The following is a 14,858-nucleotide window of genomic DNA, read 5'->3' as shown; positions in this document are numbered from 1 at the left end:
TTTTATTTTGCCCTTAACAGCCTAATAATAGAAAAACTTCTCTGCTGTAGAGAAGTTTACGCAGCCGTCCTATCAATCCACCATCCTTTTAATTGTTCCGATAGAACTGGTGTATAATTTACAATCATCTTTGCTAAAGAAGAATTATCCAATATGGTTTGAAAATGATCAATTGGGATGAGTGCGGCAATGTATAATACAATAAAAATAAGTAAATAGATTTCTAAAAAGCCAAAAATTCCGCCGGCCCAAATATTTAATTGCTTCAGAATTGGCAGAAGTGCAATAAAATCAAGCATTGATCCAATAATTTGCAAAAGAATTTTCACAGCAAAAAAGATGATGACAAACGCAATCGCCCGGTAAAAGGCTGTTTCCATATCACTTGATCCTGTTATGATCTTTAATGTTGAATCATCTCCAAATTTCGGATATGGAATCCACAATGTTAATTTTGGTGCAAGCTGATCATAGTACAAATAGGCGGCCGCATATGCGATAATAAAACTGGTTAAATGTACTAGCTGCAAAATCAAGCCTCGTTTCAGTCCAATAAAGAAACCGAGGACAAGTAAAATAATAATCGCTAAATCTAACATATGTTATTATTCCTTTTCTTTTTGTTGTTCTTTTTGCAGTCGTTTCAATTCATCTTTCATGATAAGATAATCATTAACTGCATTAATCGCTGTTAAAACAGCAAGTTTACTAACGTCTAATCCAGGATTCTTGGAACTGATTTCACGCATTTTATTGTCAACTAATGATGCGACATGGCGGATGTGGTCTTTACTTTCTGTTCCTAAAATGACGTATTGAGTTCCGAAAATATCAACGGATATTCTATTTTTTTGTATATTCGACAACGTCAATGCCTCCAATCGAAGAATCCTACACATAATCATACCATGAACCTCTAAATTAGGAAAAGCCAAAAGAAATGTGGTGTTTAATTATGGGACAAGTCGTCTTAAATTGTGGAAAAAATACGATTAACGAAATGAAAAATTTTTACGAAAAACAGCTTCTGGGAAAAAATCCGCCAGGGAGTGTTTTTTCTGCGAAAATCTCCGGCTGTACCATCACAGCCTATCAATCAGGTAAAGTACTGTTCCAAGGGAATACCTGTGAAAAGGAAGCTGAAAGATGGAAAGATTCGGCTTTGAGAGTAACGCCAGCAAAATCAGGAGCCTTAAAATCTTCTTCTAAATCAACGTCAGCTGCCAAAGGCGATGTCCCCGCAGGTATTGGACAACTGTCTGTTATTGGCTCTGATGAAGTCGGCACGGGTGATTTCTTTGGACCAATCACAGTCGTCGCAGCTTATGTAAAAAAAGAGCAATTTCCTTTATTAAAGGAATTAGGAGTCAGGGATTCTAAAGATTTAAATGATGAAAAAATCATTGAAATTGCTAAGGTGATAAAAGATGTCGTTCCTTTCAGCCTCATGACCTTAAAAAATGAAAAATATAATCAGGTACAACGGGCAGGCATGTCACAAGGAAAAATGAAGGCACTGCTTCATAATCAAGCTATTTTAAACGTATTAAAGAAAATTGCCCCGGAAAAACCGGATGCTATTTTAATTGACCAATTTGTCCAATCTACTACTTATTTTCAGCATATAAAAGGTCAAAAGGAAATTGCCCGTGAGAATGTTTATTTCAGCACCAAAGCCGAAGGAATTCATTTATCTGTTGCAGCTGCCAGTATCCTTGCCCGCTATGCCTTTATTCAATATATCGATAAACTTAGTGAAGCGGCTGGTTTTTCCATTCCAAAAGGAGCTGGTTCACAAGTGGATGCAGCGGCTGCAAAACTGATTTTGAACAAAGGCAGGGAAAGCCTGGGCTCATTTGTAAAATTACACTTTGCTAATACAGATAAAGCAATGGCTATAGCTCAGAAAAAAAGGAAATAGGAGGGTTTTATGCGACGGTTAACAGAAACTGAAATGAGCGAATCTCTATCCAGTTTAAACGGCTGGAAGCTGGACGGAAAATTCATTGTGAAAAAGTATCGCTTTAAGGAATTTTTAAAAGGTGTTTCTTTTGTAAATGATATCGCCCGGCTGTCGGAGGATCAGAACCACCACCCCTTTATCTCAATTGATTATAAGTTAATCACATTGAAACTTACCTCTTGGCATGCAGGAGGATTAACAGATTTAGATATGAGTTTGGCAAAAAAATATGATGAAATCTTTGAAAACTATTAGTTTTTGGAAAGACTGTCCCTTAAATTTTCAGATAGGGAGCGGTCTTTTTTTAGCTTTTCGAACAATTTTCATGAAAAGATTATCTTTTATACGGCAGCTTTTACTCTAAAAAGCGGATTTACTTTTTAATTTTTTTATCCGCGAATTTCGATTCCTTTTCCGCGAATCTGAACTACTTATCCGCGAATCTGAAAAGTTAGCCGCGAATCCAAATTTCAAACAAAAAAGCCAGCATTCTCAGCTGGCTTTTTGTGATTATCCCCGTAAAACTGCTCCAGCTTTTTCTTTCAAAGCTTCGAGCACTTTTTCATGCACTTTCGTTACTTCCTCATCTGTCAGCGTGCGTTCAGGGTCAGCATATTTTAGTGAGAAAGCAATAGATTTCTTGCCTTCTTCCATTTTCTCGCCTTCATATAAATCAAATACGTATGCTTCTTTTAGAAGCGGGGCTCCTGCTTCAAGAATAATATCTTTCAAAGTGCTTGATATCGTTTCTTTATTAGCAGCAAGAGCAATATCTCTTGAAATAGATGGGAAACGCGGGATGGCTGCATATTGTAAGTCATCCGTATCCTCTTCTAATACAGCTTTTAATAAGAGCTCAAATACATACGTATCTTTTAAATCCATTTCCTTTTGAACACTAGGGTGAACCTGCCCGATAAAACCTATTGCAGTACCATTCAGCTGGATTTCCGCAGTGCGTCCGGGATGAAGTCCCTCCACTTGCGCTTTGACATAGTCAACTCTGTCTGTCAGACCAAGCTTCGCAAACAGGCCTTCTAAAATTCCTTTTAATACAAAGAAATCAACTGGTTTCTTTTCACCCTGCCAAGAATGATTTGTCCAAAGGCCGGTAATAGCTCCAGCCAAATGCTCTCTTTCCTCTGGAAGGGCTTCAGTACCGTTTGCTAAAAATACATTGCCTGTTTCATAAACAGCCAGGCTGTCATTTTGACGGGCGCTATTGTATTTTACAACCTCCAAAAGATGTGGTGTAAGACTTAAACGAAGAATACTGCGGTCTTCGCTCATTGGCATTGCTAAACGAATCGTATGACGGTTTTCAAGAGCATACTGAGCAGCTTTTTCCTCACTGGTTAATGAATAGGTTACTGCCTGATAAAGTCCGGCTCCCTCAAGATATTGGCGGACAACACGGCGTTTCTGTTGATATGCTGTTAGTTTTCCTGGTGTTGCAGACCCAATTGGTAATGTTTTAGGAATATTATCATATCCGTATAGACGAGCCACTTCTTCGATTAAATCCTCTTCAATCTTAATATCACCGCGGCGGGTTGGTGCAGTTACGGTAATTGTATCCCCATCAACTGAAGATTCAAATTGAAGGCGGTCAAAAATTTCTTTGACCTGGTTCATTTCAAGATTTGTACCAAGTACTCGGTTAATTTTTTCAAGGGTAATAGAAACCACCGCTGGTTCCACAGTCAAAGTATCCACTTCCACTGTTCCATCAAGTACTTCACCCCCAGCATATTTGGCCATTAAATATGCTGCTCTTTCACCTGCAGGTCTTACACGGTTTGGATCCACACCTTTTTCATAACGGGAACTCGCTTCACTGCGAAGGCCATGATCTTTTGAAGCTTTTCGAATGGTAAGACCATTAAAATAGGCAGATTCCAATAAAACAGTTGTTGTATCAGATGTAACTTCGGAATTAGCTCCACCCATAACTCCTGCCAATGCAACAGGTTCTTTTCCGTTAGTAATAACAAGATGGTCAGATGTTAATGTCCGCTCAACATCATCCAAAGTAGTGAATTTCTCCCCATCGTTTGCACGGCGGACAAGGATTTCCTTTGATCCCAGACGGTCGTAGTCAAACGCATGCAGCGGCTGTCCATATTCAAGCAGAATATAGTTTGTAATATCCACTACATTGTTGTGGGGACGAATCCCAGAATTCATTAAACGAGTCTGCATCCATAATGGTGACGGGCCGATTTTTACATTTTTAATGATTTTTGCTGAATATAATGGGTTATCTTCTTTTGCTTCTACAACAATCTTTACATAATCAGAAGCTTTTTCAGAGACTGGTTCAAGATTTGTTTCCGGAAGTTCTACATCTCTTCCTAAAATGGCGGCTGTTTCATAGGCAACACCAAGCATGCTTAAACAATCTGCTCTGTTTGGTGTCAGTCCAAGCTCGAGAACTTGATCGTCTCTATTTAATAAGGCAATGGCATCTGAACCGACCTCTGCATCTTCAGGTAAAACATAGATCCCCTTCTCAAACTCTTTTGGAACAATTTTGCCTTCCATGCCAAGCTCTTGCAGTGAACAAATCATCCCGTTAGATTCTTCACCACGAAGCTTAGCCCTTTTAATTTTCACACCGCCTGGAAGTCTTGCTCCTACTGTAGCGACTACCACTTTTTGTCCTTTGTCCACATTCGGTGCTCCGCAAATTATTTGTACGGGATCGCCAGCACCGATATCAACTAAACATTTGTTCAATTTATCGGCATTTGGGTGCTGTTCGCGTTCTAGTACATGACCAACCACAACACCTTTAATTTTTTCATTTAAAACCTCTACACCTTCTACTTCTATTCCGCTTTTGGTGATTCTTTCCGCAAGTTCACCAGCTGACACTCCAGTTAAGTCTACATAGTCCTGAAGCCATTTATATGAAACGAGCATCTCGTCAACCTCCTATTTTCCAGCTTAAATATCTCATTATTCTTCAATCGCGAACTGTTTTAAAAACCGTACATCATTGGTATAGAAATGACGGATATCATCAATACCATATTTCAACATGGCAATCCGCTCCGGACCCATTCCAAAGGCAAATCCGCTGTACTTTTTGGAATCATACCCAGCCATTTCAAGTACATTTGGATGAACCATGCCAGCACCAAGAATTTCAATCCAGCCGGTATGTTTGCAGACATTACAGCCATGGCCGCCGCACATCTTACAAGAAATATCCATTTCGACAGATGGCTCTGTAAATGGGAAAAAGCTTGGGCGCAGTCTGATTTCACGGTCTTCACCAAACAACTTTTTCGCAAATACTTCCAAAGTTCCTTTCAAGTCGCTCATACGGATATTTTCACCAACCACTAAACCTTCAATTTGCATAAATTGATGAGAGTGTGTCGCGTCGTCATTATCACGGCGGTATACTTTACCAGGACAAATAATTTTAATAGGACCTTTTCCTTGATGTTTCTCCATTGTTCTTGCCTGAACTGGTGATGTATGGGTGCGCAATAGTATTTCGTCTGTGATATAAAAAGAATCCTGCATATCGCGGGCTGGATGTCCTTTTGGCAGGTTAAGTGCCTCAAAATTGTAATAGTCCTGCTCCACTTCTGGACCTTCCGCTATTTCATAACCCATTCCGATAAATAAATCTTCAATTTCTTCGATGATTTTAGTCAGCGGATGATGGTTTCCTACTTTAACTGGACGGCCTGGCAGTGTAACATCAATACTTTCTGATGCTAATTTTGCTTGGACTGCTGCTTCCTCCAGCTCAGCTTGTTTTTCTTCAATTTTGGCTGTAATCGCTGCCCGCACTTCATTGGCAAGTGCTCCCATCAATGGGCGTTCCTCTGCAGAAAGCTTTCCCATTCCTCTTAATACTTCAGTAATTGGACCTTTTTTACCTAAGTAAGAAACACGGATGTCATTTAACTCTTTTAAGTTTGCAGACTGTTCCACTTTTTGAATCGCTTCTGCCTGCAATTCCTTTAAACGCTCTTGCATTTCTTTTCCTCCTTATATTTAATGTCGGGCACCGCGAAATGCGGAAGCGCCTTGGTCAGGGGTGATCTCGAGCCCCTATGCGCTGCAGCTGGACAATGTAAAAAACAAAAAAACCCCATCCCAAAAAGGGACGAGGTTATAGTCGCGGTACCACCCTTATAAACACATATGTATACACTAGTGTTCACTTCATTAGGATAACGGCCTTTTAGCCGATACATCTTTACACGAAAAACTTTAACTTTCGTGGTCCCGATGCCAACTCTGGAGGTGAACTTCTCATACTGTTTCCATAAGAATACTTTCAGTCACGGCACTCTCTCCCTAATTGGTTAAACAAGTATGATACTTTTCTCCGTCATCGTCTTTTCATTTCATTAACATTGTTCACTATTATATAATAATTTTTCGAACCTTTCAAACAAAGTTTCGCCTATTTTTTCAAATAATATAACAAAATTCCTGCAGCAACAGCAACATTCAATGATTCACTCTTACCGTAAATGGGAATATAAAGGTTAGCTGATGTGGTTGAAAGCAGTTCTTGATTTACACCGCCTCCTTCATTTCCAACCAATAGAGCAAAGGATTCTAGTGGTTGAATATCAGTATATGTTGATGCATTTTCAAGTGCTGTTCCATAGACAGGGATATTTTCATTTTTTAATTGGTTTATCCAATTTCCTAAATCGCCTCTTAAAATGGGTAAATGGAAATGGCTGCCCTGTGCAGATCTTAATACTTTTGAATTGTACACATCCACACTGCCGCGGCCGACAATAACCATATCAATCCCGGCCGCATCAGCAGTGCGTATCATTGTCCCAAGATTTCCCGGATCTTGAACAGCATCAATCAGTAAAAAGGTTTTTCCTGCTGAAACCCCTTCTTTTGTTCTCTCCTGCCGGCAAACAGCAAAAATACCCTGAGTTGTTTCTGTATCTGAAAGTGCGTTAGAAATTTCTTCTGTAATTGTCGTAACGTCTGCTGCCCCTATATCGAGCCTTGGAGGCAGTTCTATTTGTTCAGAAACCATTACTTCTAAGACCTTTCCTTCTTTGAGTGCTTCCTCAACTAAATGAAAGCCTTCGACTATAAAAGTACCAGAACGGTCGCGTTCTTTTTTGGTTAACAGCTTTTTCCATTGCTTTACTTGTGAATTTTGTAATGATTGTATGTATTTCAATGCCTTATCCCCTTTAATTATACCTTTGTTTTTAATATTATAACTAAAATACATAATAACACCAAAAGCAGTAAATCATATAAGAGAAAAGATTGTTTTTAAAGGAGTGTGTAATGATGAATTTAAATTTACGAAATGCCATTATTCACAATGTTTCCGGTAACACACAAGATCAACTAGAAGATACAATTGTTGATGCGATTCAAAGCGGAGAGGAAAAAATGCTTCCTGGCTTAGGCGTCTTATTTGAAGTAATTTGGCAAAACGCTTCTGAAAATGAGAAAAAAGAGATGCTGGACACGCTTGAAAGCGGGTTAAAGCATTAATCATGATGCTGCTGTCGATCAAATGGTCGGCAGCTTTTATTTAAAAAAGTCCCCGGTACTAATACTAAGTAGTTCCGATAATGTGGAGAAAATCAAAATTCGCAGCATGAATAACATAAGATTTCGCAGCATGAATAACAAGTAAATAACAATATAACTAGCAACAAAAAAGCTTGGGATTTCCCAAGCTTTTGTCTTTAATATGTTTTTCTTTAATTAAAGGAGAAGTTGTACAAGTTCATTAGACACCAAGGCGAGTTTGATAGATAAGCGGAGAAATTTCTCTTAAATAGGAAATAGCACTGAAAATAGTTTAAATAGACGGAAGGATTCCGACTATTTACTCGAAAAACGTAAAAATGGGTCATTTTGCTTTGCTTAATCGGAAAACCTCCGCTTATATCCCCCGAACCAAGCTCTATTAAGCAGTCTAACCGAAAAATCTCCGCTTATTTTAATTATCTCTGGTTACCTGCTTAAGTAAAAAAACAACATAGCAAATTGCTTACGAATTCACATAGTAATTAGCACGTTGACAATAATTATTGTCAATATGTTTTTTTAGGCTGCGATTTTGCTCTCTAATTAACGTGGTAATATCTCATAATTGTTGATATATAAGAGGAAAATAAGAGACCAAATCATATGCGATTTGGTCTGCTAATTAACATACTATTTGGTATGTTTCTCCACCGAAACGGAACTACTTATACTAATACCGAGGACTTACATTTTTTATTCAAACGTAATCTTATTAACCGTTTCCCGATCCAGACGTTTAATTACTTCGACAATCAGCTTAACGGCATTTTCGAAATCGTCCCGGTGAAGCATGGCTGCATGTGAATGGATATAACGGGTTGCAATCGTAATGGCCAGAGCAGGTACACCATTATGAACCAAATGAATGGAACCAGCATCTGTGCCGCCTCCAGGAAGTGATTCGAACTGATACGGGATATTCAATTCGTCCGCAACATCGGTCACAAAATCGCGTAAACCTTTGTGGCTTACCATTGACGCGTCATAAACAACGATTTGCGGACCTTTGCCCATTTTGCTCATGGCCTCTTTTTCAGAAATTCCAGGAGTATCTCCAGCTATCCCTACATCTACTGCAAAACCGATATCTGGTTCGATTTTATATGTAGCGGTTTTAGCGCCGCGTAGTCCAACTTCTTCCTGAACATTGCCAACACCATAAACAACATTAGGATGCTCAACATCTTTCAATTGCTTTAAAACATCGATGGCAATAGCGCAGCCAATACGGTTATCCCATGCTTTTGCGAGCAACATCTTTTCATTATTCATGACTGTAAACTCAAAATAAGGCACAACCATATCTCCAGGACACACGCCCCATCCTTCTGCTTCCTCACGGCTCGATGCACCAATATCAATGAACATGTCTTTTATTTCAATTGGTTTCTTTCGTGCCTCGGCTGATAAGATATGAGGAGGTTTAGACCCAATGATCCCCGTAACGTCCCCTTTTCTAGTGACAATCGTAACCCGCTGAGCAAGCATTACCTGGCCCCACCAGCCGCCGACTGTTTGAAAGCGAAGAAAACCTTTATCATCAATTTTCGTCACCATAAAACCGACTTCATCTAAATGACCTGCCACTAAGATTTTGGGACCGTCTGCTTTTCCTGCTTTTTTGGCAATCAAACTGCCAAGTCCGTCCGTTGTGATTTCATCTGCAAATGGCTCTATGTATCTTTTCATCACTTCACGAACTTCACGCTCATTGCCGGGAATTCCCCTGGCATCGGTTAATTCCTTCAGCATGGTTAATGTTTCATCGAACTGTGCCAATCATAAGCCCCCCTGGTTCAATATGTATTGCTTCAATTATAGCGAAGAAAATAATCATTTTACAATTTTTTTGCTAAGTGTTATTTAGTTGTCTTTGATAATTTACTTCATTTTTTGTAAAATATGTCTTTTCTAATTCCTAAAATAAAAATAATAACATAATTAAATTAGTTAATTTAGCTATTTTATCTACTATTGGAGGTATTAGAAATTGATTATTAAATCCACTGAATTGCAAAATAATTTTGGAAAGTACTTAATGCTTGTTGCACAAGAGGATATTATCATTACACGAAACGGTACAGAAATTGCTAAACTAACGGCAATTAAAGAAACATCAGTAGAGAATAATGACCAACTAGATAATTAGAAGAAAAGACCTTATTCAAAAGCTGGATCTTTATATGTCTAGCGGGGTTAACGAGTACTGGATTGTTAATCCAGACAACAAAGAAGTAACTGTCTACCTTTTTGAGGACAATAATATTAGCAATAATACTACATATAAATAAAAAGAACGAAGCTGCACAATCATTCATTTTTGATGGACTTATGCAGAAATTAACCGCATTTTTAACTTGTAAAATTTTATAGTTCTTTTTGTTGATGAAGCAAGTATTCCATTACTGGATACTTGCTTCTGCTTGTAAAACCTTCTATTTGATACCCGAAGATCCAAAGCCTCCAATACCTCTTTCTGAATCAGTTAACTCTTCAACTTGAGTGATATTTATTCTTGCAATTGGAGCAATCACCATTTGGGCAATTCTCATTTGTTTTTCTACTTTAAAGTCTTTCTTTCCATGATTGATTAATATAACTTGTACTTCCCCCCTGTATCCCTCATCAATCGTACCAGGACTATTAAGTACTGTTACAGAATGTTTTAATGCTAAGCCGCTTCTTGGTCTAACTTGAGCCTCTGTTCCTTTGGGCAGCTCTAAAATAATCCCCGTATGAATCAATTCCGCTTCCCCAGGTTTTATTACCTTCTCTTCGATAGCGAATAAATCTAATCCCGCATCTCCTGGATTAGCTTGGAACGGCAAAATAGCATCCTTATGTATCAATTTAACCTTTAAGTTAAAATCCATGGTTTAAACACTCCTTCTATTTTTAAAACTTGATAATTTTCATTATTGATATGTGATCATAAAAATCACATGAAGGCTCCTTATGTAAACAATTCATCAACCTCATGGTTTTATTGACTGCCTTAGTCCTCCATAATGATGTCAATCAGCCGCAAATTTGGGCTATTGGCGACCTTAGATATCAATTAAGTTGTCAATCAGTTGCCAATTAATTATTTAATAATTTGATTTGAAGTATTTTCATTTAAACTTAACATCCGTCTTTAATAGAGCTTTAAGAAAAGAATTATTTCTATCACCGCAAGGATTGGAAAGCCTATTTTAAAACTAAAATGCTTTGTCTTATGCCGGAAAAATTGCATTCCTGCTGTAGTCCCAACAGCTCCGCCAAACAGCGCCACAAGCCATAAGGTTCTTTCACGGATGCGAAATTTATGCATCTTTGCCCGTCTCTTGTCCGCCCCCATAATCCAAAAACCTATAATATTCATGATGATGATAATTGCTGTTACGATTATCTGTCCATCCATTTCCCGGAAGTCACCCTCCCTAATGAAAAAGCCATCCTCAATAAGAGAATGGCATTTATACATAAAATGATTTATTATTCCAGCTTCAGCGCCTATAGATTCGAGGTTATAAGCCAATCCGTCAAGAAGGCTGAAATGCAGCCCTCATGCCCTTTGCTTGATGTCCCGGATCAAGCAGCTTCCGCTTATTTATTTAATTGTGCTTTAGCAGTTTCTGCTAATTGATTAAATGCATTTGCATCGCTAATTGCTAAATCAGCAAGCATTTTACGGTTTACTTCGATACCAGCAAGCTTTAATCCGTGCATTAAACGGCTGTAAGAAAGACCGTTCATACGAGCTGCTGCATTAATACGAGTAATCCAAAGTTTGCGGAAATCGCGCTTTTTCTGACGACGGTCACGATAAGCGTAGTTTAATGATTTCATAACCTGTTGGTTAGCAACTTTGTATAATGTATGTTTTGAACCGAAATAACCTTTAGCTAATTTAAGAACTTTTTTACGACGTCTGCGAGTAACTGTACCGCCTTTTACACGTGGCATTAATTTTCCCTCCTAAGATAAATCGAGACTTTCTACTTACTTCATATTAGATAATAATGAACGAATACGCTTGTAGTCACCAGATGATACTACAGCTGATTTACGTAATTTACGTTTAGCTTTTGTAGATTTGTTAGCAAATAAGTGGCTGGTATATGCGTGGTCACGTTTTAATTTACCAGATCCAGTCTTTTTGAAACGCTTTGCAGCGCCGCGGTGTGTTTTCATTTTTGGCATTTGGGATATCCTCCTTATTACTTTTCGATTTTCGGTGCAAGAACTAGGAACATGCTGCGGCCTTCCATTTTCGGATGTGATTCAATTGCAGCTACTTCCTTGCACTCTGCGGCAAAACGGTCTAAAACCTTTTGACCAATTTCTTTATGGGTAATTGCCCGGCCTTTGAAACGGATAGAGGCTTTTACCTTATCGCCTTTTTCCAAAAATTTAATTGCATTGCGAAGCTTTGTATTAAAGTCATGCTCATCAATTGTTGGACTTAGACGCACTTCTTTCGTGGTAATAATCTTTTGATTTTTACGAGCTTCTTTATCTTTCTTTTGCTGCTCGAATTTAAATTTACCATAGTCCATAATCCGGGCTACCGGCGGCTTTGCGTTTGGTGCAACAAGCACTAAATCAAGATTCACTCGTCCGGCAATCTCCAACGCTTCGTTTTTAGATTTAATTCCTAATTGTTCTCCGTTTTGATCAATCAGGCGAACTTCACGAGCGCGAATACCCTCATTTACCAACATGTCTTTGCTAATAATTAGCCACCTCCAAGGTTTAATCACGAATACAAATTCGGGTTAAGAATATCAGACAGGCTCACTCAAACCTGACTATTGACACTATATTGATAGAGCAGGCTGAATATGTTTTTTGCTTCTTTTCGATAAGTCACAAAATAAAAAAGTGTGGATGTACACACCCACACTTTATGAACATAGTTAATAAATAACAAATTCACGTAAAACCTGGCAACTGCTTAATCAGCGTCAATCAGGTGAGAAGCGGGTGCTTCTTCTTTTCCCAAAAAATTCGTATTCAATTTTACCTTTGTTACTATATCATATGCAAAGACAAATTGTCAAATGAACTTTTTATACGACAACAAAAATTATTTTAACAAGAAATCAAAAATTATTCAATATAATTTTTATTATTTAAAGGGAGGAAAAACCTCCCTTTTACTAAATCAACCTTTTTTCACTTCCGACTTCAGTGCTGCTAAGAAGTCTGCAAAGCTGCGAGTTTCTGACTTTTGTTCACCATATTTACGTACGTTGACAGCTTTTTCTTCCACTTCCTTATCACCAACAACGAGCATATACGGAATTTTTTGCATTTGAGCTTCACGAATTTTATAGCCGATTTTTTCATCACGGCCATCCAGTTCAACACGGAAGCCTGCAGCTTTCAATTGCTCCTGAACCGATCTTGCATAATCATAATGAACATCTGGTGATACTGGAATCACTTGGACTTGAACTGGTGCCAGCCAAGTAGGGAAAGCGCCTTTGTATTCTTCAATCAGGTAAGCGACAAAACGCTCCATCGTAGAAACAACCCCGCGGTGGATAACAACTGGACGATGCTGTTTTCCATCTTCCCCGACATATGTTAAATCAAAACGTTCAGGCAGCAAGAAGTCAAGCTGGATTGTGGAAAGTGTTTCATCTTTTCCTAATGCTGTTCTGACCTGAACATCAAGTTTAGGACCATAGAAAGCAGCTTCGCCTTCAGCTTCGAAATACTCAAGACCCAGATCATCCATTGCTTCCTTCAACATGCTTTGAGCTTTTTCCCACATTGCATCATCATCAAAGTATTTTTCTTTATCCTGAGGATCCCTGTAGGATAGACGGAACGAATAATCTTTGATATCAAAATCCTTGTATACTTCCAAAATCAGCTGAACAACCCGCTGGAATTCCTCCTTAATTTGATCAGGACGAACAAAAATATGAGCATCGTTCAAAGTCATACCGCGGACACGCTGCAATCCTGAGAGAGCACCAGACATTTCATAGCGGTGCATCGTACCAAGCTCAGCGATGCGGATTGGAAGTTCACGGTAGCTGTGAATAGCATTTTTATAGACCATCATGTGATGCGGACAGTTCATTGGGCGCAAAACCAATTGCTCATTGTCCATATCCATTACCGGGAACATATCTTCATGGTAATGATCCCAATGTCCGGAAGTCTTATAAAGCTCAACATTTGCCATTATTGGTGTATACACATGGTCATAACCTAAGCTGATTTCCTTATCGACAATATAGCGCTCCACAATACGGCGGATTGTCGCACCCTTTGGAAGCCAAAGCGGAAGCCCCTGTCCAACCTTTTGAGAAGTCGTAAAAAGGTCAAGCTCTTTTCCGAGTTTACGGTGGTCACGCTCTTTTGCCTCTTCTAGCAAACGAAGATGCTCTTCTAAATCTTCCTTTTTAAAGAAGGCAGTACCATAAACACGCTGCAGCATTTTATTATCGCTGTTGCCGCGCCAATAAGCGCCTGCTATGCTTAAAAGTTTAAATACCTTAATCTTTCCTGTTGACGGCACATGCACACCGCGGCAAAGGTCAAAGAATTCTCCCTGTTCATAAATGGTTACTTGTTCATCTTCAGGTATAGCTTCAATCAATTCCAGTTTGTACTCATCACCCACTTCTTTGAAAAGCTGGATGGCTTCGGCACGGCTTACTTCCTTGCGGACAACCTCAAGGTTTTCGTTCACGATTTTTGCCATTTCCTTTTCGATTTTTGGAAGATCTTCTGGTGTTAATGACTCTTCCAAATCCATATCATAATAGAATCCGCCTTCAATGACTGGTCCTACTCCAAATTTCGTATTTGGAAATAGTCTTTTCACCGCCTGTGCCATTAAATGGGCTGTGCTGTGACGCAGCACTTCAAGAGCTTCAGGTTTGTCAGGTGTAACAATTTCTATTGCTCCGTCTTCTATAATTGGACGGCGAAGATCATACATTTTTCCATTCCATTTGCCTGCAATCGCCTTTTTCTTAAGGCCTGGGCTAATGGACGCAGCAATATCTTCCGTTGTTATTCCTTTAGGAAACTCCTTTACTGCTCCATCTGGAAACGTAATTTTTACAACGTCTGACATTTTTATTCCTCCCTTTCAATTAGCGTTATAATAAACGCTTTAAAAAATAAAAAAACCCGCCCCTAGAAAAGGGACGAGTTATTATTAACACGTGGTTCCACCCAAATTTTTCATTCTGCAATGTTAAGCAGCAAAAAATGACTTTAGGTCAGGTAACGGCTGCTGCCGTCAGCAATTACTTGCATGCATAAAACGTTCACTGCTGAAGTTTAAAGGCGGTAAGTATCTCTTTCGTGTTAGGAGACTTTCAGCCGCGGC

General features: G+C 38.9%; 17 protein-coding genes and 3 other annotated features (1 of these 20 only partly in view). Of the genes, 5 read left to right on the top strand and 12 right to left on the bottom strand.

The genetic code is table 11. The features are described from left to right. Window positions 1-56: 56 nt before the first annotated feature. Both M3183_RS09605 and zapA read right to left on the bottom strand, forming a co-directional pair. On the bottom strand, window positions 57-599 hold the full coding sequence (locus tag M3183_RS09605) for a CvpA family protein (protein ID WP_251468889.1): 543 nt from the start codon (window positions 597-599) through the stop codon (window positions 57-59). A gap of 6 nt (window positions 600-605) precedes the next feature. Next, complete coding sequence (zapA, locus tag M3183_RS09600; protein ID WP_251468888.1) at window positions 606-866, bottom strand: cell division protein ZapA; 261 nt, start codon at window positions 864-866, stop codon at window positions 606-608. Window positions 867-955: 89 nt separating this feature from the next. On the opposite strand from zapA, the gene rnhC reads away from it, so the two are divergent. Together rnhC and M3183_RS09590 are read left to right on the top strand one after the other, a co-directional pair. Further along, window positions 956-1,921: a ribonuclease HIII gene (rnhC, locus tag M3183_RS09595; protein ID WP_251468887.1), complete on the top strand. Its 966-nt coding sequence runs from the start codon at window positions 956-958 to the stop codon at window positions 1,919-1,921. Between the two features lie 9 nt (window positions 1,922-1,930). Further along, entirely contained in the window at window positions 1,931-2,218 is a 288-nt protein-coding gene (locus M3183_RS09590) for a 4a-hydroxytetrahydrobiopterin dehydratase (protein ID WP_251468886.1), read from the top strand. A gap of 255 nt (window positions 2,219-2,473) precedes the next feature. Here the strand turns inward: M3183_RS09590 and pheT are convergent, their stop codons facing one another. From pheT to M3183_RS09575, 3 genes are all read right to left on the bottom strand, one after another. Next, the gene (pheT, locus tag M3183_RS09585; RefSeq protein ID WP_251468885.1) at window positions 2,474-4,888 is read right to left on the bottom strand and encodes a phenylalanine--tRNA ligase subunit beta; all 2,415 of its coding nucleotides are present in this window, start codon (window positions 4,886-4,888) and stop codon (window positions 2,474-2,476) included. 36 nt (window positions 4,889-4,924) lie between these two features. After that, window positions 4,925-5,962, bottom strand: a complete 1,038-nt coding sequence (gene pheS, locus M3183_RS09580) for a phenylalanine--tRNA ligase subunit alpha (RefSeq protein WP_251468884.1) — start codon at window positions 5,960-5,962, stop codon at window positions 4,925-4,927. A 123-nt stretch (window positions 5,963-6,085) separates the two neighbouring features. Next, window positions 6,086-6,333, bottom strand: a binding site (T-box leader). Between the two features lie 62 nt (window positions 6,334-6,395). Next, a complete protein-coding gene (locus tag M3183_RS09575; RefSeq protein WP_251468883.1) occupies window positions 6,396-7,148 on the bottom strand; it encodes a TrmH family RNA methyltransferase in 753 nt (250 codons plus the stop codon). 116 nt (window positions 7,149-7,264) lie between these two features. Between M3183_RS09575 and sspI the strand changes: the two genes are divergently transcribed. Beyond that, the gene (gene sspI / locus M3183_RS09570; protein ID WP_251469134.1) at window positions 7,265-7,474 is read left to right on the top strand and encodes a small acid-soluble spore protein SspI; all 210 of its coding nucleotides are present in this window, start codon (window positions 7,265-7,267) and stop codon (window positions 7,472-7,474) included. 735 nt (window positions 7,475-8,209) lie between these two features. Here the strand turns inward: sspI and M3183_RS09565 are convergent. Then, the gene (locus M3183_RS09565; RefSeq protein ID WP_251468882.1) at window positions 8,210-9,295 is read right to left on the bottom strand and encodes a M42 family metallopeptidase; all 1,086 of its coding nucleotides are present in this window, start codon (window positions 9,293-9,295) and stop codon (window positions 8,210-8,212) included. Between the two features lie 211 nt (window positions 9,296-9,506). Between M3183_RS09565 and M3183_RS09560 the strand changes: the two genes are divergently transcribed. Both M3183_RS09560 and M3183_RS09555 read left to right on the top strand, forming a co-directional pair. Continuing rightward, window positions 9,507-9,665 (top strand): type II toxin-antitoxin system Phd/YefM family antitoxin, encoded by a 159-nt coding sequence (locus M3183_RS09560; RefSeq protein WP_251468881.1) that lies wholly within the window; start codon window positions 9,507-9,509, stop codon window positions 9,663-9,665. A gap of 34 nt (window positions 9,666-9,699) precedes the next feature. After that, the gene (locus tag M3183_RS09555; RefSeq protein WP_251468880.1) at window positions 9,700-9,807 is read left to right on the top strand and encodes a Uma2 family endonuclease; all 108 of its coding nucleotides are present in this window, start codon (window positions 9,700-9,702) and stop codon (window positions 9,805-9,807) included. A gap of 144 nt (window positions 9,808-9,951) precedes the next feature. Here M3183_RS09555 and dut read toward each other — a convergent pair whose 3' ends face one another. The 6 genes from dut to thrS form a co-directional block, all read right to left on the bottom strand. After that, entirely contained in the window at window positions 9,952-10,389 is a 438-nt protein-coding gene (gene dut / locus M3183_RS09550) for a dUTP diphosphatase (RefSeq protein ID WP_251468879.1), read from the bottom strand. A gap of 263 nt (window positions 10,390-10,652) precedes the next feature. After that, window positions 10,653-10,919, bottom strand: coding sequence for a DUF1294 domain-containing protein (locus tag M3183_RS09545; RefSeq protein WP_285879209.1), 267 nt, complete (start codon window positions 10,917-10,919; stop codon window positions 10,653-10,655). Window positions 10,920-11,104: 185 nt separating this feature from the next. Then, complete coding sequence (rplT, locus tag M3183_RS09540; RefSeq protein WP_251468877.1) at window positions 11,105-11,464, bottom strand: 50S ribosomal protein L20; 360 nt, start codon at window positions 11,462-11,464, stop codon at window positions 11,105-11,107. 36 nt (window positions 11,465-11,500) lie between these two features. Then, window positions 11,501-11,701, bottom strand: a complete 201-nt coding sequence (gene rpmI, locus M3183_RS09535) for a 50S ribosomal protein L35 (protein ID WP_251468876.1) — start codon at window positions 11,699-11,701, stop codon at window positions 11,501-11,503. 17 nt (window positions 11,702-11,718) lie between these two features. Next, window positions 11,719-12,222 (bottom strand): translation initiation factor IF-3, encoded by a 504-nt coding sequence (gene infC, locus M3183_RS09530; protein WP_251469132.1) that lies wholly within the window; start codon window positions 12,220-12,222, stop codon window positions 11,719-11,721. A gap of 148 nt (window positions 12,223-12,370) precedes the next feature. Then, window positions 12,371-12,502: a sequence feature (ribosomal protein L20 leader region), on the bottom strand. A gap of 163 nt (window positions 12,503-12,665) precedes the next feature. Beyond that, window positions 12,666-14,600, bottom strand: coding sequence for a threonine--tRNA ligase (gene thrS, locus M3183_RS09525; protein ID WP_251468875.1), 1,935 nt, complete (start codon window positions 14,598-14,600; stop codon window positions 12,666-12,668). A gap of 66 nt (window positions 14,601-14,666) precedes the next feature. Continuing rightward, window positions 14,667-14,858 (bottom strand) — a binding site (T-box leader) (it continues 53 nt past the right edge of the window).

Origin of the sequence: Neobacillus mesonae (genome assembly GCF_023715155.1) — a bacterium.
In the GTDB taxonomy this organism is placed as follows: Bacteria; Bacillota; Bacilli; order Bacillales; family Cytobacillaceae; genus Neobacillus; species Neobacillus mesonae_A.
This window is presented reverse-complemented; position numbering and strand designations above follow the sequence as displayed.